18 protein-coding genes, 1 tRNA gene and 1 pseudogene are annotated in these 18,242 nt (G+C 68.0%); 6 read left to right on the top strand and 14 right to left on the bottom strand.

The features are described 5' to 3' along the window. Positions 1-134: 134 nt before the first annotated feature. Genes pgi through QAR72_RS01675 form a run of 5 tightly spaced genes read right to left on the bottom strand, consistent with a single transcriptional unit; the run spans position 135 to position 5,665 of the window. Positions 135-1,745: a glucose-6-phosphate isomerase gene (pgi, locus tag QAR72_RS01695; protein WP_304615628.1), complete on the bottom strand. Its 1,611-nt coding sequence runs from the start codon at positions 1,743-1,745 to the stop codon at positions 135-137. Between the two features lie 8 nt (positions 1,746-1,753). Beyond that, positions 1,754-2,425: a 6-phosphogluconolactonase gene (gene pgl / locus QAR72_RS01690; protein WP_304615711.1), complete on the bottom strand. Its 672-nt coding sequence runs from the start codon at positions 2,423-2,425 to the stop codon at positions 1,754-1,756. 2 nt (positions 2,426-2,427) lie between these two features. Next, positions 2,428-3,873 carry a glucose-6-phosphate dehydrogenase gene (gene zwf / locus QAR72_RS01685; protein WP_304615627.1) on the bottom strand — a complete coding sequence of 482 codons (1,446 nt, stop codon included), beginning with the start codon at positions 3,871-3,873 and terminating at the stop codon, positions 2,428-2,430. 44 nt (positions 3,874-3,917) lie between these two features. Then, on the bottom strand, positions 3,918-4,472 hold the full coding sequence (locus tag QAR72_RS01680) for an RSP_2648 family PIN domain-containing protein (RefSeq protein WP_304615626.1): 555 nt from the start codon (positions 4,470-4,472) through the stop codon (positions 3,918-3,920). Beyond that, entirely contained in the window at positions 4,472-5,665 is a 1,194-nt protein-coding gene (locus tag QAR72_RS01675) for an RSP_2647 family RNA methyltransferase (RefSeq protein WP_304615625.1), read from the bottom strand. The genes QAR72_RS01680 and QAR72_RS01675 overlap by 1 nt, the downstream gene beginning before the upstream one ends. A 188-nt stretch (positions 5,666-5,853) precedes the next feature. Here QAR72_RS01675 and edd point away from each other — a divergent pair, with 188 nt between their 5' ends. After that, positions 5,854-7,656, top strand: a complete 1,803-nt coding sequence (gene edd / locus QAR72_RS01670; RefSeq protein WP_304615624.1) for a phosphogluconate dehydratase — start codon at positions 5,854-5,856, stop codon at positions 7,654-7,656. Between the two features lie 57 nt (positions 7,657-7,713). Here edd and QAR72_RS01665 read toward each other — a convergent pair whose 3' ends face one another. Both QAR72_RS01665 and QAR72_RS01660 read right to left on the bottom strand, forming a co-directional pair. Then, positions 7,714-9,216 carry a class I SAM-dependent methyltransferase gene (locus QAR72_RS01665; protein ID WP_304615623.1) on the bottom strand — a complete coding sequence of 501 codons (1,503 nt, stop codon included), beginning with the start codon at positions 9,214-9,216 and terminating at the stop codon, positions 7,714-7,716. 60 nt (positions 9,217-9,276) lie between these two features. Then, entirely contained in the window at positions 9,277-10,164 is an 888-nt protein-coding gene (locus QAR72_RS01660; RefSeq protein WP_304615622.1) for a LysR family transcriptional regulator, read from the bottom strand. Positions 10,165-10,291: 127 nt separating this feature from the next. Between QAR72_RS01660 and QAR72_RS01655 the strand changes: the two genes are divergently transcribed. Further along, positions 10,292-10,522, top strand: coding sequence for a DUF1127 domain-containing protein (locus QAR72_RS01655; RefSeq protein WP_304615621.1), 231 nt, complete (start codon positions 10,292-10,294; stop codon positions 10,520-10,522). Here QAR72_RS01655 and QAR72_RS01650 read toward each other — a convergent pair. The 6 genes from QAR72_RS01650 to QAR72_RS01625 form a co-directional block, all read right to left on the bottom strand. Beyond that, a complete protein-coding gene (locus QAR72_RS01650; protein ID WP_304615620.1) occupies positions 10,519-10,989 on the bottom strand; it encodes an arsenate-mycothiol transferase ArsC in 471 nt (156 codons plus the stop codon). The two genes, QAR72_RS01655 and QAR72_RS01650, sit on opposite strands and share 4 nt — an antisense overlap. Positions 10,990-10,993: 4 nt before the next feature. After that, a complete protein-coding gene (locus QAR72_RS01645; RefSeq protein ID WP_304615619.1) occupies positions 10,994-11,473 on the bottom strand; it encodes a UPF0262 family protein in 480 nt (159 codons plus the stop codon). Beyond that, on the bottom strand, positions 11,470-12,783 hold the full coding sequence (gene hisD, locus QAR72_RS01640) for a histidinol dehydrogenase (RefSeq protein WP_304615618.1): 1,314 nt from the start codon (positions 12,781-12,783) through the stop codon (positions 11,470-11,472). Before hisD ends, QAR72_RS01645 begins: the two co-directional genes overlap by 4 nt. A gap of 109 nt (positions 12,784-12,892) precedes the next feature. After that, entirely contained in the window at positions 12,893-13,369 is a 477-nt protein-coding gene (locus tag QAR72_RS01635; protein ID WP_304615617.1) for a DUF2948 family protein, read from the bottom strand. After that, the gene (murA, locus tag QAR72_RS01630; RefSeq protein WP_304615616.1) at positions 13,366-14,643 is read right to left on the bottom strand and encodes a UDP-N-acetylglucosamine 1-carboxyvinyltransferase; all 1,278 of its coding nucleotides are present in this window, start codon (positions 14,641-14,643) and stop codon (positions 13,366-13,368) included. Before murA ends, QAR72_RS01635 begins: the two co-directional genes overlap by 4 nt. Then, on the bottom strand, positions 14,643-14,834 hold the full coding sequence (locus tag QAR72_RS01625) for a hypothetical protein (RefSeq protein WP_304615615.1): 192 nt from the start codon (positions 14,832-14,834) through the stop codon (positions 14,643-14,645). Before QAR72_RS01625 ends, murA begins: the two co-directional genes overlap by 1 nt. A 138-nt stretch (positions 14,835-14,972) precedes the next feature. Between QAR72_RS01625 and QAR72_RS01620 the strand changes: the two genes are divergently transcribed. Then, positions 14,973-15,047: transfer RNA gene (locus QAR72_RS01620), tRNA-Thr, on the top strand. A 161-nt stretch (positions 15,048-15,208) separates the two neighbouring features. Here QAR72_RS01620 and QAR72_RS01615 read toward each other — a convergent pair. Next, positions 15,209-15,442: pseudogene (locus QAR72_RS01615) on the bottom strand (integrase core domain-containing protein); the annotation flags it as partial. A 64-nt stretch (positions 15,443-15,506) separates the two neighbouring features. Here QAR72_RS01615 and QAR72_RS01610 point away from each other — a divergent pair. From QAR72_RS01610 to QAR72_RS01600, 3 genes are read left to right on the top strand one after another with little or no spacing between them, the layout of a single operon-like run. Further along, positions 15,507-16,427: an ABC transporter substrate-binding protein gene (locus QAR72_RS01610; protein WP_304615614.1), complete on the top strand. Its 921-nt coding sequence runs from the start codon at positions 15,507-15,509 to the stop codon at positions 16,425-16,427. Positions 16,428-16,429: 2 nt separating this feature from the next. Further along, entirely contained in the window at positions 16,430-17,464 is a 1,035-nt protein-coding gene (locus QAR72_RS01605) for a FecCD family ABC transporter permease (RefSeq protein WP_304615613.1), read from the top strand. After that, positions 17,461-18,225, top strand: coding sequence for an ABC transporter ATP-binding protein (locus tag QAR72_RS01600; protein ID WP_304615612.1), 765 nt, complete (start codon positions 17,461-17,463; stop codon positions 18,223-18,225). Before QAR72_RS01605 ends, QAR72_RS01600 begins: the two co-directional genes overlap by 4 nt. Positions 18,226-18,242: the final 17 nt, after the last annotated feature.

The following is an 18,242-nucleotide window of genomic DNA, read 5'->3' as shown; positions in this document are numbered from 1 at the left end:
TCGCTAGCGTCCGGACCCTAGCCCGGACGCGCGGAAAGGAAAAGCCGCCCGGCCCTTGCCTTGGGCCAAATATCCCGGGGGGAGTCCGCAGGACGGGGGGCAGCGCCCCCCTGCCCGGTCGGACGCGCGGTGCCTCAGCCGCGCATCTGCCGGATCAGCCCGGCCAGCCGCTCGGTCGAGCCGTCATGGCCGCCGCCACCTTCGCCCTTCAGCAGGGGCTCGACCTTCAGCGCAAGCTCCTTGCCCAGCTCGACCCCCCATTGGTCGTAGCTGTTGATCCCCAGGATCACGCCTTCGACAAAGACGCGATGCTCATACAGCGCCACGATCTGCCCAAGCGCAAAGGGTGTCAGCATCTCGATCAGCAATGTGGTCGAGGGGCGGTTGCCCGGAAAGACCCGGTGGCGGGCCTGCCGCTCAAGCTCGTCGCCCTCAAGCCCCTTGGCCGCCATCAGCGCGCGCGCCTCGTCAAGGCTGCGCCCGCGCATCAGCGCCTCGGATTGGGCAAGGCAATTCGCGGCCAGCAGGATGTGGTGATGCGCCAGATCAGGCTCGTGTCCGCGCGCGGCCAGGATGAACTCGCAGGGCACGGGCGTCGTGCCCTGATGGATCAGCTGATAGAAGGCGTGCTGCCCATTCGTCCCGGGCTCGCCCCAGACGACCGGCCCCGAGACGACCGGCAGATCGCTGCCATCCATCGCCACGCGCTTGCCGTTCGATTCCATCTCGAGCTGCTGCAGATAGGCGGGCAGGCGCATCAGGCGGTTGTCGTAGGGCAGGACCGCGCGGGTGGGATAGCCGCAGACCTGATGGTGCCAGATCCCGACCAGCGCCAGCAGCACCGGCAGGTTCGCCTCCAAGGGGGCTGCGCGGAAATGCGCGTCCATCGCGGCGCCGCCGACGAGGAATTCGTCGAACCGCTTGGGCCCCACGGCCAGCATCAGCGACAGGCCGATCGGCCCCCACATCGAATAGCGCCCCCCGACCCAATCCTCGAAGCCGAAGACGCGCTCGGCCGCGATGCCGAAATCGGCGGCCTTGGCGGTGGCCGAGGACAGCGCCACAAATTGCGCGCCGGGATCGGCGACCGAAGCGGCCATCCAGTCCCGCGCGGTCTGCGCATTCGTCATCGTCTCGATCGTGGTGAAGGTCTTCGAGGCAACGATGACCAGCGTGGTGGCCGGGTCCAGCCCCTTTAGCCTGTCCGCGATGTCGGCGCCGTCCACGTTGCTGACGAAATGGGTGCGCGGCCCGTCATGATAGGGCGCAAGTGCCAGCGCCGCCATGGCCGGACCCAGATCCGACCCGCCGATGCCGATATTGACGACATCGGTGATCCGCCCGCCCTGCCCCGCAAAGCCGCCCTCGCGGACCGCGCGGGCAAAGGCCGACATGCGCGCATGGGTGTCGCGCACGGCGGGCATCACGTCCTGGCCGTCCACGACAACGCTGCCCGAAAGGTTGCGCAGCGCGGTGTGCAGGACGGCGCGGCCCTCGGTCTCGTTGATCTTCTCGCCCGAGAACATCGCCTCGCGCCGCGCCTCGACCGCCGCACCGCGCGCAAGGTCCAGCAGCAGATCGCGCGCATCCTCGTCGATCATGGTCTTGGAATAGTCGAGGACCAGCCCGTCGGCGCTGGCCGAAAACCGCGCGGCCCGGTCGGGATCGGCGGCGAACAGCGCCTCGATCCGCGCATCGCCCTGCGACTGACGATAGGATTGCAGACGGTTCCAGAGATCAAACATGTCGGTCCTCATTCCGCCCAATGAACGATGGCTTGGTCGAGAAAGGCGCGGATCGGCGCCTCGAGCGGGTCCAGCTTCTGCGCGCGGTCCAGCGCCTCGCGCTTTTCCGGTCCCATGATCAGGACGTGGATGTTCAGCGCATCGGCCAGCACGGGTCGCGTCAGGGTGATGCGCGGCTCTTCGGCGCCCTCGGCGCGAATCGCCATGACCGGGGGCGCGTCAGGGGCCATCGCGGCTGCCAGATGGTCGGCGCCCGGAAACAGGCTGGCCGTGTGCATGTCATTGCCCATGCCCAGCAGCACCACCGTCAGCGGCAGATGCGGCGCCAGCCGCTCCGCCAGCCCCTCGGTCGCCAGATCGGGCGAGGCATCCCCGGTATAGAGGTCGATATATTCGGCCGCCTCGGCCTTGTCCTTCAGCAGGTGCCGCCGCAGCAGGCGCGAATTCGACCGCTTGTGATCGCCATCCACCCAACGTTCGTCGCCCAGAACCACGGTCACGCGGCCCCAGTCCAGATCGGCGCCCGAAAGCGTCTCGAAGACCGGCGCGGGCGAGGTTCCTCCCGGCACGCAGAGCGTGGCGCGTTCGTTGCTGCGCAGATGCTGCGCCAGTTGCGAGGCGATGCGGTCCGCCAGCGACAGGGCCAGCATCTCGCGGTCGGGATAGTCGCGGAATTCCATGCTCATGACCTGATCTCCCTCCAGCGGCGATTGTCGCGGTGCATCAGGCGCAACGCTTCCTCGGGGCCCGAGGATCCGGGATCATAGGGTTCGGGACGGCGCTTGCTGTCCTCCCAGGCGTTGATGATCGGATCGGTCCAGGCCCAGGCGGCCTCGACCTCGTCGCCGCGCATGAACAGGGTCTGGTTGCCCCGGATCACATCCATGATCAGCCGCTCATAGGCATCGGGCATGTCCGCCCCTTCGGGGCCGAGCGCATCGGCAAAGGACATGTCCAGCGGCACCTGCACAAGACGCATCCCCCCCGGCCCCGGCTCCTTGATCATCACCTTGAGGTTCATGCCCTCGTTCGGTTGCAGGCGGATGACAAGCTCGTTGGCCTTGGGCTGGCCGCTATCGTCAAAGATCGAATGCGGCGGTTCCTTGAAGGTGATCGCGATCTCGGACGTGCGCGCGCGCAGCTTCTTGCCGGTGCGCAGGTAGAAGGGCGTGCCCTGCCAGCGCCAGTTCGAAATGCGGACCTTCATCGCCACATAGCTTTCCGTGCGCGATTCGGGGTCCTCGGCATCCTTCAGGTAATCGGCATCATCGCCGCGATACTGGCCGCGCACGATATCTTCGGGCGGCACGGCCTCCAGCGCGCGGATCACCTTGAGCTTCTCGTCGCGCACGGCATCGGGGTCGAAATGATAGGGCGGCTCCATCGCGATCAGGCAGAGAAGCTGCATCATGTGGTTCTGGACCATATCGCGGATCGCGCCGGACTTGTCGTAATAGCTGCCCCGGCCCGCCACGCCGACGGTTTCGGCGACCGTGATCTGGACATGGTCGATGAACTGCGCGTTCCACAGCGGCTCGAACAGCACGTTGGCAAAGCGCACGGCCATCAGGTTCTGGACTGTTTCCTTGCCCAGATAATGGTCGATCCGATAGATCTGATGCTCGTCGAAATGCCGCGCCAGCGTGGCATTCAGCGCGCGCGCCGAGGCCAGATCGCGACCAAAGGGCTTTTCGACCACGATGCGGCTGTCATCATCCGCGATGCCATGCCCGGCCAGCCGTTCCGCGATATCGCCGAACAGTGCCGGCGCGACCGAGAAATAGAAGGCGTGAACGGCGCCCGGACGCATCCGCGCCTTCAGCTCCTGCCAGCCGCCCTCGCCCCGCGCATCGATGGCGACGTAGCCCAGCAGCGGCAGGAATTCCGCCAGCTGCGGATCCTCGCCGGTCACGCCGCCGAATTCGCGGATCGCGCCCTCGGCCTCGGCCCGGAAGGCGTCGTCGTCCTGGGCGGTGCGGGCGGCGCCGATGATGCGGCTGGTCGCCGGGATCTGCCCGGCCTTGAAGCGCCGGAACAGGCCCGGCAGGATCTTGCGATGGGCCAGATCGCCCGTGGCACCAAAGATCACCAGATCGAAATCATCGACCGGAATGACGCGCGAGACCATGCTGTCCTCCTTGTGGATCGGCTTCGCCTTATCCGTTGTTAGCGTTAACAGCAACCGGGTTCAACCTTCACCACTCGTGCCAGCCTTGGCAGGCGGCAGCGTTTGAGCATCTGCGACATGTCCATGCCACCGCCAAGGGCAGCGGCCTTGGCGCGCGCGGCCTCCAGCGCGGCGCGCAGGGCGGCGGGATCGGTGCGGTGCAGGTCCAGCAGGAAGGCGTCGGGATGCACGGCCCGCAGGCCCAGATGCGCCATGATCCGCGGCGGGAAATCGCGCAGATTGGCCGTGACGACCAGATCGGCCCCGCCCGCCAGCGCGGCCTCGATCACATGGCGGTCGGCAGGGTCGGGCAGGTCCAGATCGATCGCGGCGGTCCCTTGATCGTCGCATTCCGCCTGCGGAAACCGCAGCCGCAGCAGCGCGATCTCGGCCCCTGCGACGGATGCGGCCTCGTCGCCCAGGCGCGCGGCGGCATGGCGCCATTCCTCGAGGATGCGCGGCGACCACAGCGGCTGGAACAGCCCCGCCCCCGCCAGATCCGACAGGATCTCGCGCAGGATGGTGGGGTAAAGCACGTTGGCGTCCAGCAGGGCGCGCATCAGTCCAGCCGGAAGAACAGCGCCTTCAGATAGCCCGTCTCGGCCAGCTGCGGCAGGGTCGGATGATCCGGCCCGGCCTGCCCGGTATGGATCAGCACGCCGCGCCGCCCGCCGCGCCCGATCCCGCGCGCGCTGACCTTGCGGAACGCGGTCAGGTCGGCGGCATGACTGCAACTGCACAGCCCCAGATAGCCGCCCGGCGCGACCAGAGGCGCCGCCAGCTTCGCCACCCGCTCATAGGCGCGAAGGCCGGCCTCCAAGGCGGGTTTCGAGGGCGCGAAGGCCGGCGGATCGCAGATCACCACCTCGAACCGGCGGCCTTCGGCGGCCAGCGCCTCAAGCGCGTAAAAGGCATCGGCGCGCATGATCTCCAGCTTGTCGGCGGCGCCCATGGCCTGCGCGCCCTGCTGCGCCAGCTCCAGCGCGGGCGCGCTGCCATCGACGCACAGCGCGCTGGAGGCCCCGCCCGCCAGCATCGCCAGCCCGAACCCGCCGACATGGCTGAACACGTCCAGAACCGCGCCGCCCCCGGCCAGCCGCTGTGCAAAGGCGTGGTTCGGCCGCTGGTCGTAGAACAGCCCGGTCTTCTGGCCGCCCATCAGATCGGCCATGTAGACGGCGCCGTTCATCGATACGGGCACAGGCCGTTCGGGGGCGGCGCCGCGCAGAACCTCCATCCGCTCGTCCAGTCCCTCAAGTCCGCGCGCGCGGCCCTGTCCGTTCAGGATGACGCCCGTGACGCCCGTGACGGCGATCAGCGCATCCGCGATGGCATCGGCCATCCCGTCCGCCCAAGCGGCGTTGGGCTGGATCACGGCATGATCGCCGAAACGGTCGATCACCAGACCGGGCAGCCCGTCAGCCTCGGCATGGACCAGCCGGTAGAAGGGCGCGTCATGCAGCCGCTCGCGCAGGGCCAGCGCGCGCGACAGGCGCGCCTCCAGCCAGGCGGCGTCGATGCGCGCCTCGGGATCGGCATCCATCACCCGCGCCACGATCTTCGAGTTCGGATTGACCGTCACCAAGGCCAGAGGCCGCCGTTCGGCATCCTCCAGCACGGCCAGCGCGCCCGGCGAGACGCCGCGCGTGCGCCGGTCCAGCACCGCCTCGTCGGCATAAACCCAGGGAAAGCCGTGGCGGATCGCCTGGGGCTTCGATTTCGGACGCAGGCGGATGACGGGCAGGTCGGACATGGCGGGATTCCTTTCGTGGCCGATCTGACACGCGCCGCCGCGCCAGACAAGCCACAGCCGCAGCCCCGCCGGATATCAGCGGCACCGCAGGCGGAGGAACGGCGCCCCCACCCCGCCGCCAAGCGGAAGCCCGGTTGAACTGTTACCGCTAACGATGTATATGACACCCATAGCCAGAGGAGCACCAGATGACCCTTCACGCCACGCTCGACCGGGTGACCGACCGCATCCGCGAACGCTCGCACAAGGCGCGCAGCGCCTATCTGGCCAAAATCGCCCGGGCGGCCCAGGACGGTCCGGCGCGCGCCCATCTGTCCTGCGGCAACCAGGCCCATGCCTATGCCGCAATGGAGGACAAGGCCGATCTGGCCACCTCGCGCAAACCCAATATCGGGATCGTGACCGCCTATAACGACATGCTCTCGGCCCACCAGCCCTATGAGCGCTATCCCGACATCATCCGCCGCGCGGGCCGCGCAGCAGGCGCCACGGTGCAGGTCGCGGGCGGCGTCCCGGCGATGTGCGACGGCGTCACGCAGGGCCGCCCGGGGATGGAGCTGTCGCTCTTTTCCCGCGACGTGATCGCGCTGGCGGCGGGGGTCGCGCTGTCGCATGACTGCTTCGACGCCGCGCTCTATCTGGGGGTCTGCGACAAGATCGTGCCGGGGCTGATCATCGCGGCGGGCACGTTCGGCCATATCCCGGCGGTCTTTGTCCCGGCCGGGCCTATGCCCTCGGGCCTGCCGAATGACGAGAAGGCCAAGGTCCGCCAGCAATTCGCCACGGGCGAGGTCGGGCGCGAGGCGCTCATGGCCGCCGAGATGGCCAGCTATCACAGCGCAGGCACCTGCACCTTCTACGGCACGGCGAACACGAACCAGATGCTGATGGAGTTCATGGGCCTGCATTTGCCCGGTTCCAGCTTTGTCAATCCCGGCACGCCGCTGCGCGAGGCATTGACCGTCGCCGCCGTGCAGCGCGCCGCGCAGCTGACCAATCTGGGCAACGAATATCTGCCCGCAGGCGAGGTTCTGGACGAACGCGCCTTCGTGAACGGGATCGTCGGGCTGATGGCGACAGGCGGCTCGACCAACCTCGTCCTGCATCTTCCGGCCATGGCGCGGGCCTCGGGCGTGATCCTCGACATCGAGGATTTCAACGACCTGTCCGAGGCCGTGCCGCTTCTGGCGCGGGTCTATCCCAACGGTCTGGCCGATGTGAACCATTTCCACGCGGCGGGCGGGCTTGGCTTCATGATCCGGCAGTTGCTGGAGGGCGGGCTCTTGCATGCCGACGTGAAGACCGTGAACGGCACCGGTCTTGACGGCTACATCGCCGAACCCAAGCTGGACGGGACGGCCATCCGGTGGGAGGAAGGGGCCCGCGAAAGCCTGAACGACCGGATCGTGCGCCCGATCAGCGACCCCTTCGCGCGGACGGGCGGGCTGAAGCAGCTTTCCGGCAATCTGGGCCGCGGCGTCATCAAGATCAGCGCCGTCGCCCCCGAACGCCACATCATCGAGGCCCGCGCACGTGTCTTCGAGGATCAGGAATCGGTCAAGACCGCCTTCAAGGCCGGGGAATTCACCGAGGACACCGTGGTCGTCGTCCGCTTCCAGGGTCCGCGCGCCAACGGGATGCCGGAACTGCATTCGCTGACGCCCACGCTGGCCGTGCTGCAGGATCGGGGCCTCAAGGTCGCGCTGGTGACGGACGGGCGGATGTCGGGCGCCTCGGGCAAGGTGCCGGCCGCGATCCATGTCGCCCCCGAGGCGGCGGGCGGCGGTCCGCTGGCGCGGCTGCGGGACGGCGATCTGGTCCGGCTGGACGCGGTGGCAGGAACGCTGGACTGCCTCGAACCCGGCTTCGAGACGCGCGAGCCCGCGATCCATGACGCAAGCAGCAGCGCCGAGGGCGTGGGGCGCGAATTGTTCGCGGCCTTCCGCGCCGTGGCGGGCCCCGCCGATGAAGGCGCGGGCGTCGTCGTCTGACGCCCGTCCTGCCGCCACGATGACAGGGGGCGCGGCCCGCCGCGCCCCCTTTGACCCTCAGCCGACCTGCAGGGGATAGGCTCCCACACCCAGATCGTGGCGCAGATAGGCCAGAGCCGTCGCCATCACCCCTTCGGGCTGCGGGGCAGCATCGCAGATCGACAGGATCGCGGCGTTGAGCGTGTCGTCATCGGCCTCGGGGTCGAGGCCCAGAACCCGGCGGGCATCGCCGCGATGCGCCTGGATCTTCGTCAGGCTCCAGCTCATCATCGCGTGAAGAACCGCGTCATCGTGATCGCGCAGCGCCAGCTGCGTGACGGCCGCGGCCTCGGGCCAGCAGCCGGCACGCGCCGCCGCGATCAGCCCGAAGGCCGCGATCTCGGCATCCGCGCGGCCCAACTGAAGCACACGGCGCAGCAGCGGCGGCGCGCTGGCATGGCGATGCGCCCGGTCCAGCACGTCCAGCATCAGCGCATATTGCGAAAGGGGCGGCGCGAGCTGCTCTGAGGGGTCGCAGAGCAGGTCGTTGAGCCACTGGAACGCCGTGCGCGCGCGCTCGGACGCGAAGTGGAAATGGAAGTTCGACGGGTAATCGTTCGGCCCCTTGACCAGCAGCACGCCGTCCCGAAATCCCGACATGTGGATCACCAGAGGCGCGGCCTCGACCGGCTGCACATGCGGAAAGGGCACTGCCTGCTCGACATGGTCGATCTGCTGGAACAGGTTGAGGATCGGCGCGACCTGCGCGGGCCAGCCCGGGATCGCCAGCGCGTCGCCATCGGCCAGCTGGTCCAGCCGGTCGCGCAGGGCCACGTGATCCTCCCACAGGGCGGGGTCGCCTTGTTCGACGCGCGGCTCGGACAGTTCGATCCCCCAGAGGCCCGCGCGCCCCACCGCCTGGGCTGCGGAGCCGGGCGCCAGAGGCAGCGTCTCGGGGGCCGCGCCGGCCTCGGCGGTGCAGATGGCGATGATGTTGTGCATCCGGTCGATGCGCGAGATGACAGGCCCCGCGGGAAGTTCGGCCCCCGGCCGCCCCAGATCCAGCATCAGCGATCCGAAGCTGCCGATCGTATTCGGCGCCGTCATGGTGATCGAGCCGCCCAGCCGCAGGAAGAACGCCGTCTGCACGTCCTCGACCAGATACAGCCCGCCGGGCTTGAGCGCCGGGAACAGCATCCGGAAGCTTTCCCAGACATGGGCGTTGTCGTGGCTGCCGTCATCGACGATCACGTCGAAGGGACCGTGATCTGCAATCAGCCGCGCGATCACGTCCGGGTCGACCTGGCTGCCCTGAACCAGCGTGACGCGCGGCCCCAGATCCAGTTCCTTGGCGGCGATGTCCAGCGCGACGATATCCGCGTTCGGCATGTAGTCGCGCCACATCGCCAGAGATTCCCCGCCCGCGTGGGGATCATCATAGCCGCCGATCCCGATCTCGAGCAGTTTGAGGGGCTTGTCGCGGTGCTCCGCCAACAGCGCGTGATAGACCGGCGTATAATCGTGCATCCCGAACTTGTCGGTGCCGTGAAGGATCGCCAGGCGGGTGAGCGGATCGACCATGAAAACTCCTGCAATTCACGGCGCACAGGATGCCCGCAGCGCCGCCCGCTTGGCAAGGTCTCAGGCCGCCGCCGCGACCACCTCGCAGACGGCGCGGCGCAGATAACCCGTAAAATCCGAGGCAACCAGACGCGCCGGGCCGTCAGCGACATAGACGTTCAGCCAGGTCGGCGGCAGGGGCGGCAGCGCGCCGCCATGTTCGACCACCTCCAGCCCCGGCGTCGAGATCCCGCGCGGCAGGATCGTGATTCCCAGATCCGCCGCCGCCAGGACCCGCCAGGTGTCGCTGCCGCCATCGCCCACGACCTGCACCCATTCGATCCCCGCATCCTGCAGGGCCGCCATGCCCACCGGGTAATAGGCGCAATGGGGGGAATTCGCGATCGGCAGGGGCCTTTCGCGCCATGCACTGCCCCGCAGCGCGCCGAACCAAGCCAGATCGACCTTGGCCAGATGGGTCGCGCCGGCGGGCGCGTCGAATTCCGTGGTCAGGATCACGTCATGTTCGCCCCGCTTCATCTGGGCGCGCAGATCCTTGCTGCGGGCATCGTTGATGATCAACTCGACCTGCCCGTTCTCGCGGCGGAAGGCGCGCACGGCCTGCGCCACCCGGTCGAACAGCCAGTCGCTGGTCAGCCCGACGCGCAGCCGCATCTCGGGGCGGGCGCCGGTGAAGCGGGACAGGATCGCATCGTTCAGCGCCACCAGCTTGCGGCTTTCGCCCAAGAGATCCTGCGCGAAATCCGACAGGACCACCCCCCGCCCCGAGCGTTCCAGCATCGGGCGGCCAAAGACCTCCTCCAGCCGCTTCATCTGCATCGACAGCGCGCTCTGGGTCATGTTCAGCGCCTCGGCCGCGCGCGTCACGGCGCCGTATTCGGCCACCGCCTGCAGCGATCGCAGCGTGGCTATGTCCAGATTTCGCATCCCGGTCGCATCCTTCAGCATCCATGATGGGACAGATCAAAAGCATTCGTTTCACAAATATCAGCCGCCGGCTTATCCATCAATCAGGAATATCGGAAACGCCCCAATCATCCATTCTGATGATGATAATGATCAGCGGAGTTGAACCATGACTACCAGATCCAATGCCATGCTGCGCGTCGTCACCGGCCAGGGCCTGATCCCCCGCCCGCGCCTGCTGGAACGCCTGCTGACCATGTTCGACGTCAAGCGCACCCGGATCGACCTGTCGCGGCTGGATGACGCCATGCTGCGCGATATCGGCCTGACCCGCGAAGAGGTCGAGGCCGAGATCGACCGCCCGATCTGGGATGTGCCCGCCAATTGGCGGCGGCGCTAGTCGCTCTCTGCCGGGCGGTGCACGCCGAAGCGTTCGCGCATCCGCGTCTCGATCTGGTCGCGCACCTGGCGATAGAGCGCCAGCTTCGCATCCCGGCCCTCGGCCAAGCCCGAAGGGTCCATGATGGGCCAGTATTCGACCTCGATATGGGCATGGCGCGTCATTTCCAGCGCCATCCGCTGGCTGGCGGGGGACAGGGCCACGATCAGGTCGAACTGGCCCAGATCGTCGCCCCAATCCTGCATCTCGTCGAAGCTGCGGCTGCGGTGATGGGCCAAGGGCACGCCGATCTCGTCGCAGACGGCGATGGCGAAGCCATCCACCTCCATGTCGTTCTTGACGCCCGCCGATTGCACATAGGCGGCACGGCCGTAGAACTTCTTCATCATCCCCTCGGCCATGGGGGAACGGATGGCATTGTGATCGCAGCAGAACAGTATCGACGACGGGATCTTGTCCTCGGCCATCGCGTCACGCCTGCGGGATCAGCGCGCAGATCAGCGTGAACAGACGCCGGGCCGTGTAGACATCCAGATCGGCCTTGCCTTCCAAACGTTCCTGAAGCGTGCGCGCCCCCTCGTTGTGGATGCCGCGGCGGGCCATGTCGATGGCCTCGATCTGGGCCGGAGGCAGGCGGCGCACGGCGTCGAAATAGCTCTGGCAGATCTGGAAATAGTCCTTGACCACCTGCCGGAACGGCCCGAGCGACAGATGGAATTCGGCCACCTTGTCGCCGGTTTCCTGCTGCACGTCGAAGACCAGACGCCCTTCGCGGATGCACAATTCCAGCACGAAGGGGCCGTCGGGGGCGGACTGGCCGTCACGGCCGGGAATGGCGAAGCTGTTCTCCTCGATCAGGTCGAAGATCGCCACGCGGCGCTCCTGTTCCATCTCGGGGGTCGCGGGCGGTGCCGCGCTGTCGTCAATCTCGATCCTGATCAGGCGGCTCATCCGGCAGGCCTTTCGTTCAGCGTCCCCAGCCGAGCCTGAACCGAAGCGCCATGCGCCTGCAAGCCCTCGGATGCGGCCAGCCGCACCGCGGCGGGGCCGATTGCCGCCAAAGCGCCCGGTGTCAGCCGCGCCAGCGTCGTGCGCTTGAGGAAATCCATCACCGAAAGCCCCGAACTGAACCGGGCGGACCGGGCGGTGGGCAGAACGTGATTCGGCCCGCTGACGTAATCGCCGACCGCCTCGGGGGTGTGGGCGCCCAGAAAGATCGCGCCCGCATGGACGCATTTGGCGGCCAGTGCCTCGGGGTCGGCGACGCAGAGTTCCAGATGTTCGGGCGCGATCCGGTTCGACAGGGTAGCCGCCTGGTCCAGATCCTCGACCACGATCAGCGTGCCGTAATCGCGCCAGCTGGCACCTGCGATGGCCGCGCGGTCCAGCGTGGGGATGATGCGATCGACCGCCTCGGCCACGGCGCGGGCCATGGCGGGATCGGTGGTGATCAGGATCGACTGCGCGTCGGCATCATGTTCGGCCTGCGCCAGCAGGTCCCAAGCCAGCCATTCGGGGTTCTGCTCGCCATCCGCGATGACCAGCACCTCGGACGGGCCCGCGATCATGTCGATGCCCACGCGGCCAAAGACCTGCCGCTTGGCGGCTGCGACATAGGCGTTGCCCGGCCCGGTGATCTTGTCCACCGGCGCGATGGTCGCGGTGCCGTAAGCCATCGCCGCCACGGCCTGCGCGCCGCCGATGCGGTAGATCTCGTCCACGCCGGACAGGCGCGCGGCCAGCAGGACCAGCGGATTGACCACGCCCCCCGGCGTCGGCACGCAGATGACCAGCCGTTCCACCCCCGCCACGCGGGCGGGAATCGCGTTCATCAGTACGCTGGAGGGATAGGCCGCCTGCCCGCCCGGCACGTAAAGCCCCGCCGCCGAGACGGCCGACCAGCGCCAGCCGAGCGTCGCGCCCTCGGGGTCGGTCCAGCTGGCATCCTGCGGCATCTGACGGGCGTGATAGGCGCGGATGCGTTCGGCGGCCAATTCCAACGCGGCGCGATCCTCGGGGCTGACAAGGGCGATCTGGGCGTCGATTTCATCCTGCGAGAAGCGCAACCCCTCGGCCGGCAGGTCCAGCCGGTCGAAACGGGCCGTCAGCTCGCACAGGGCCAGATCGCCCCGCGCGCGCACATCCGCGATGATCGCGGCCACCGCGTCGTTCACATCGGTCGAATCCTCGCGCTTGGCCGACAGCATCCGGCCAAAGCCCGCCTCGAAATCGGCATCCGCCATGTTCAACCAGACAGGCATCGTGTCTCTCCTTGCCGAAAACCGGGCGCTTGATCCCGGACACGTCATCCGCGCCCCGCGCGGCGCATGCCATCGGACAGGGTGACGCGGACGCCCTGCCCGGCCGCCCTCAATCCGGGTGGTTCGGCGCCTGACGCGCCTGCGCCAGATGCGGGCGCGTCACGTCGCGCAGGTCGAGGTTGATGCATTCCACCTCGGCCACGATCGTGCCGTCGCCCGCGAAATCCAGCACCAGACGCCCCGTCCCGTCCTCGCCGGGCTGCCAGCGGATCGCCAGAAGCGCCAGCACCGTATCCGCGTCGCGCGCCACGCCGTCGCTGAGAACACGCATCACGTCGCCGATGGCCAGAACCGAACGCACGCGCTCGAAGGGGCGGCCCTCGGCCTCGGCGGCCTCGGCATCCTCCCACCGGAAGCGCGTCAGCAGCAGCGACAGGCAGCGCCGGCGCGCGTCATGGGAAATGTCGGCGCCCGCCAGAACCGCATCCTGCACCAGCGACGACAGGATCCGCAGATCGACCTCGTCCTCGGCCTTCAGGGCCAAAGGCCGCGGGTCGGCATCGGCAAAGCGGGCATCGCGGGTCATGCCTGATCCTCCTTGACACGTTCGATATGGGCTCCGACGCCGCGCAGCTTGCGCACGACATGTTCGTAGCCGCGATCCAGATGATAGACGCGGCTGACCGTGGTCTGCCCCTCGGCGGCCATGCCCGCGAGGATCAGGCTGACCGATGCGCGCAGATCTGTCGCCATGACCGGCGCGCCGCGCAGCGTCTCGACTCCGTGGACGGTGGCGTGACCGCCCTGAACCTCGATGCGCGCGCCCATCCGGGCCAGTTCGGGGGCGTGCATGAAGCGGTTCTCGAAGATCGTCTCCTCCAGGACGCTGGTGCCGTCGGCAAGGCACATCAGCGCCATGAACTGCGCCTGAAGGTCGGTCGGAAAGCCGGGGAACGGCGCGGTCGTCACGTTCACCGCACGGACCCGGCCATTGGGGCGCGAGACCTTGATGCCGCGCGCCGTCTCCTCGACGACAAGCCCGGCCTCGACCAGCTTTTCGCAGAACGCCTCCAAGAGCTCGATCCGGCCGCCCAGGCATTCGACCTCGCCGCCGCACATGGCGGGGGCCAGCATGTAGGTGCCCAGCTCGATCCGGTCGGTGACGACGGGATGGGTCGCGCCATGCAGGGCATCGACGCCCTCGATGGTCAGGATGCCGGTGCCCTCGCCCTCGATCCGGGCGCCCATGGCGCGCAGGCAGCGGGCCAGATCGACGATCTCGGGCTCGCGGGCGACGTTCTTCAGGACGGTGGTGCCGCGCGCCAGCGTGGCGGCCATCAGCGCGTTCTCGGTCGCGCCCACCGAGACCAGCGGGAATTCGAAGACCGCACCGCGCAGGCCGCCATGCGGCGCGCGGGCATGGACATAGCCATCGCGCAGGTCCAGCGAGGCGCCCATCGCCTCGAGCGCGCGCAGATGCAGATCGACCGGCCGCGCCCCGATCGCGCAACCGCCGGGCAGCGAGACCTTGGCCACGCCGTCCCGCGCCAGCATTGGCCCCAGGACAAGGATCGAGGCGCGCATCTTGCGCACGATGTCGTAATCGGCGCGGTGGCTGGTCAGCGCATGGCTGGACAGCGCCAGGACCTGGCCTTCCTGCAGCGCCGCCACTTCGGCGCCAAGCGATTGCAGCAGCGCGGTCATGGTGCGGATGTCCGACAGGCGCGGCGCGTTGGTTAGCGTCAGCGGCTGGTCGGTCAGAAGCGTCGCGGGCATCAGCGTGAGGCAGGCATTCTTCGCCCCGGCAATCGGGATCTCGCCCTTCAAGGGGCCGTTGCCCCGCACGATGATCTGATCCATCAGCTTTCGTCCCCGCCCGTGTTCTCTTCGGCCGCCTGTGCCGCGGCCCTGCCTGTTTCGTCCGACCCGGCGGCCCCGCCCGCCCGCGCGCGGGCCTGCGCCTTGCGCCGCTGCAGATTCGCCCGCAGCGCCTCGCGCAGCCGGTCCTCGCGGCTGGTCTGCTCTGTGCCGGTTCCGGATCGTTTGCTCATGCCACGCCCTTAGCGCCGCTTGGCGCGACAGTCCAGCAAAGCGACGCGGCGCCCCGGGCGGTGTCACATTTTCCGCCGGAAATCGCGCGACCCCCCTTGCGCTGCCCCGACGCATTGTCTAAACGCCGCTGCACAAATGCTGTGGTAGCTCAGTGGCAGAGCACTCCCTTGGTAAGGGAGAGGTCGAGAGTTCAATCCTCTCTCACAGCACCATCCTTCCCCATTGATTTGCTGGAACTTCTCGCCATAACACGGACATGGTCCGCGTCACTGGTGCACAGGGCTTGGTCACATGGGCTTGAGAATGGCGTCACCTTGGACGCATCCTGAACCAAGTCGCTTCTACCTCCTGACCTGCCCCCCTCGTCCCTCGCTCATATCGAGAGTGAGCTGATTTGAGATTGGTAGTCAGCGGGTGGTTTCGTGCCAAGCGCGCCGGGCGCGGAGCCATCAGGGAGCGCAAGCGTCCGGCGCGCTTCGATCGGCGTCAGGTTGCGAAGCGAGCAGTGCGGCTTGACGGCGTTATGGTCGTAGCGCCAAAGGGCGATCTTGCGTCGGGCGTCATCCAGCGTGTCGAAGATCTCCTCGTTCAACAGCTCGTCGCGCAGGCAGAAAATCGCCCTTGTCTTTCGACCAGCGCACGCCTACACGATCGAGAATTGCGGCCAGCAGGTGACGTTCACCAAGGCGCCCGAACGGGCGGTCGCGCTTGGCCATAACAGCGCCGAGATCCTGTTCATGCTTGGGCTCGAGGACCGGATGGCGGGCACCGCCTTCTGGCCGAACCGTGTCCTGCCCGAGCTTGAGGACGCGAATGCCAAGGTCGAGGTGCTGACCGTCGAATTTCCGACCCTCGAGGCGATCTTGGCCAGGCAGCCCGATTTCGTGCCCGCGATGCTGCTGACGCTGCTGGGACCGGACAGCAAGGTCGCCAAGCGCGAGGATTTCGAGCGGCTGGGCATTCCGACCTATCTGTCGCCCAGTGCCTGCACCACCGTCGCAGATACCCGGAACGAGGCTGGCAGCAAGGCCACCGGCGTCTTTGGCCTGCGCGAGACCCTCTGGAACATGGACCTGCTCTACCAGGAAATCGACGATCTGGCGCGCATCTATGACGTGCAGGACCGGGGCGAGGCGCTGATCGCCGATCTGAGGGCCAGAGAGGCCGCGCTGCGCGAGGAATTCGCGCGACGCGAGGATCTGACCTTCCTGTTCTGGTTCTCGTCCCCCTCGCCCTCGGACGATGCCTATCTGGCGGGCGGGAACGGTCCCTCGGGCTATATCGCCGACCTTCTGGGCGGCTCGAACGCGCTGAGGACCGAGGCCGAGTGGCCTGCCCTGGGATGGGAGGGGATCATGGCCGCGAACCCGACCGTGATCGTCGCCGCGCAGGTCGATCGCAAGCGTTGGGGGCTGGACGAGTCCGAGGCCAAGATCGAGTTCCTGACCACCGATCCGGCCATCAGCCAGATGGAGGCCGTCAAGGCCGGCCGCATTGCGGTGATGAGCGGGGCGTCGATGAACCCCTCGATCCACACCCTTTATGGCGCGGAACAGCTGGCCGAACAGCTTCGGACGTTTGACCTGCCGTGAACATGGACGACGAACAACAGGGCGGGGCGGGACGGCTTGCCCTGTTCCTTGGGCTGGTGCTGATCCTGCTGGCCGTCGCGGTCGCCTTTGCGGCCGCGATCGGCGATTACCGGATCGGTGTGGGCACGGTGTTTCTGGCGGTGACGAACGGCCTTGGCCTGACCTCGGCCGAGATCCCGCCCATCGAGCAGAGCGTGGTCTGGGATCTTCGGTTGAGCCGGGCGCTTGTCGCGGCCCTGGCGGGGGCGGGGCTGGCGATCTGCGGCGCGATCCTGCAGGCGCTGCTGCGCAACGCCCTGGCCGAGCCCTTCGTGCTGGGCATCTCGGCCGGGGCCTCGACCGGGGCGGTGGCGGTGATCGTGCTGGGGATCGGTGCGGGCAGCCTGACCCTGTCGATGGGCGCCTTCGCCGGAGCCTTCGCGGCCTTCGCCCTTGTGGCGATGCTGTCGAACGGCGCGACGAGCGGGCCGAACCATACGATCCTGGCGGGCGTGGCGGCGTCGCAGCTTTTCAACGCGCTGACATCCTACATCGTGACCACGTCGGGCAATGCCCAGCAGGCGCGCGATGTCATGTTCTGGCTGCTGGGCAGCTTAGGCGGGGTGCGCTGGCCGGACTTTCAGCTTCTTGTGCTGGTCGTCTCGGCCGGGCTGGCCCTGTGCCTGTTCATGGCGCGCTCACTGGACGCATTCACCTTTGGCGACGAGGACGCGGCAGCGTTGGGCGTGCCGGTCGGCCGGATCCGGCTGATCCTCTTTGCCGCGACCGCGCTGATGACGGCCACCATCGTCAGCATGGTGGGCACGATCGGGTTCGTCGGCCTCGTCGTTCCGCATGCCGCGCGCTATGTGGTGGGGCCGCTGCATCTGCGCCTTCTGCCCGCCTGCGCGGCGGTGGGGGCGCTGTTTCTTGTGCTGGCGGACATCGCCTCGCGCGTGGTGGCCCATCAGCAGACCATTCCCATCGGGGTCGTCACCGCCCTCGTGGGCGTGCCCTTCTTCGCCATCATCCTTTACCGGGCAAGGCCGCAGACATGAGCGTGATCGCACAGAACCTGATCTGGGGCGTCCGGCGCAGGACCATCGTGAACGATGTCTCGCTGACCGTGGCCGAGGGCGAGACCCTGGGCCTGATCGGGCCGAACGGATCGGGGAAGTCGTCGCTGCTGCGGCTTCTTGCCGGGCTGAAGTCCCCCGGGTCCGGCCGCGTCGAGATCCTGGGCCAGGACATCGCCCGCGTCTCCCGCCGCGCGCTGGCGCGGCAGGTGGCATTCGTTCAGCAGAACGCGACCACGGACACGAATGTATCGGTCCGCGACGTTGTGCGGCTGGGGCGCACGCCGCACCGCTCGCCCCTGGCGGGCTGGACGATGGCGGACGAGGCTGCGGTCTCGACCGCGCTGGAACAGGTCGACATGGTGGGTCTGCGCGGCCAGGCGTGGCAGACGCTGTCGGGCGGTGAGCGTCAGCGCGTCCATATCGCCCGCGCCTTGGCCCAGAGCCCGCGCGTGATGTTCCTGGACGAGCCGACCAACCATCTGGACATCCACCACCAGATCGAGATCCTGCGCATGGTGCGTCGCCTTGACCTCACCAGCATCGTGGCCCTGCATGACCTGAACCTTGCCGCCATGTTCTGCGACCGGATCGTCGTTCTTCAGGGTGGACGCGTGGTGGCCTGCGGCGTGCCCGCCGAGGTGCTGACCCGGTCCCTGCTTCAGGATGTGTTCCGGGTCGAGGCCGAAGTGACCCCCGGCCCGCTTCCCGGCCAGCCGCATATCCGCTTCATGGCCGCCTGACGGCTTGCGGGGCCGAG

It is taken from the genome of Paracoccus sp. (in: a-proteobacteria) (assembly GCF_030604785.1).
GTDB lineage: Bacteria > Pseudomonadota > Alphaproteobacteria > Rhodobacterales > Rhodobacteraceae > Paracoccus.
This window is presented reverse-complemented; position numbering and strand designations above follow the sequence as displayed.

Bases quoted from the DNA above. Each gene is read 5' to 3' on its own strand.
- pgi (WP_304615628.1), bottom strand. From the start codon at position 1,745: ATGTTTGATCTCTGGAACCGTCTGCAATCCTATCGTCAGTCGCAGGGC.
- pgl (WP_304615711.1), bottom strand. From the start codon at position 2,425: ATGGAATTCCGCGACTATCCCGACCGCGAGATGCTGGCCCTGTCGCTG.
- zwf (WP_304615627.1), bottom strand. From the start codon at position 3,873: ATGGTCTCGCGCGTCATTCCGGTCGATGATTTCGATCTGGTGATCTTT.
- QAR72_RS01680 (WP_304615626.1), bottom strand. From the start codon at position 4,472: ATGCGCGCCCTGCTGGACGCCAACGTGCTTTACCCCACCATCCTGCGC.
- QAR72_RS01675 (WP_304615625.1), bottom strand. From the start codon at position 5,665: ATGTCCGACCTGCCCGTCATCCGCCTGCGTCCGAAATCGAAGCCCCAG.
- edd (WP_304615624.1), top strand. From the start codon at position 5,854: ATGACCCTTCACGCCACGCTCGACCGGGTGACCGACCGCATCCGCGAA.
- QAR72_RS01665 (WP_304615623.1), bottom strand. From the start codon at position 9,216: ATGGTCGATCCGCTCACCCGCCTGGCGATCCTTCACGGCACCGACAAG.
- QAR72_RS01660 (WP_304615622.1), bottom strand. From the start codon at position 10,164: ATGCTGAAGGATGCGACCGGGATGCGAAATCTGGACATAGCCACGCTG.
- QAR72_RS01655 (WP_304615621.1), top strand. From the start codon at position 10,292: ATGACTACCAGATCCAATGCCATGCTGCGCGTCGTCACCGGCCAGGGC.
- QAR72_RS01650 (WP_304615620.1), bottom strand. From the start codon at position 10,989: ATGGCCGAGGACAAGATCCCGTCGTCGATACTGTTCTGCTGCGATCAC.
- QAR72_RS01645 (WP_304615619.1), bottom strand. From the start codon at position 11,473: ATGAGCCGCCTGATCAGGATCGAGATTGACGACAGCGCGGCACCGCCC.
- hisD (WP_304615618.1), bottom strand. From the start codon at position 12,783: ATGCCTGTCTGGTTGAACATGGCGGATGCCGATTTCGAGGCGGGCTTT.
- QAR72_RS01635 (WP_304615617.1), bottom strand. From the start codon at position 13,369: ATGACCCGCGATGCCCGCTTTGCCGATGCCGACCCGCGGCCTTTGGCC.
- murA (WP_304615616.1), bottom strand. From the start codon at position 14,643: ATGGATCAGATCATCGTGCGGGGCAACGGCCCCTTGAAGGGCGAGATC.
- QAR72_RS01625 (WP_304615615.1), bottom strand. From the start codon at position 14,834: ATGAGCAAACGATCCGGAACCGGCACAGAGCAGACCAGCCGCGAGGAC.
- QAR72_RS01605 (WP_304615613.1), top strand. From the start codon at position 16,430: ATGGACGACGAACAACAGGGCGGGGCGGGACGGCTTGCCCTGTTCCTT.
- QAR72_RS01600 (WP_304615612.1), top strand. From the start codon at position 17,461: ATGAGCGTGATCGCACAGAACCTGATCTGGGGCGTCCGGCGCAGGACC.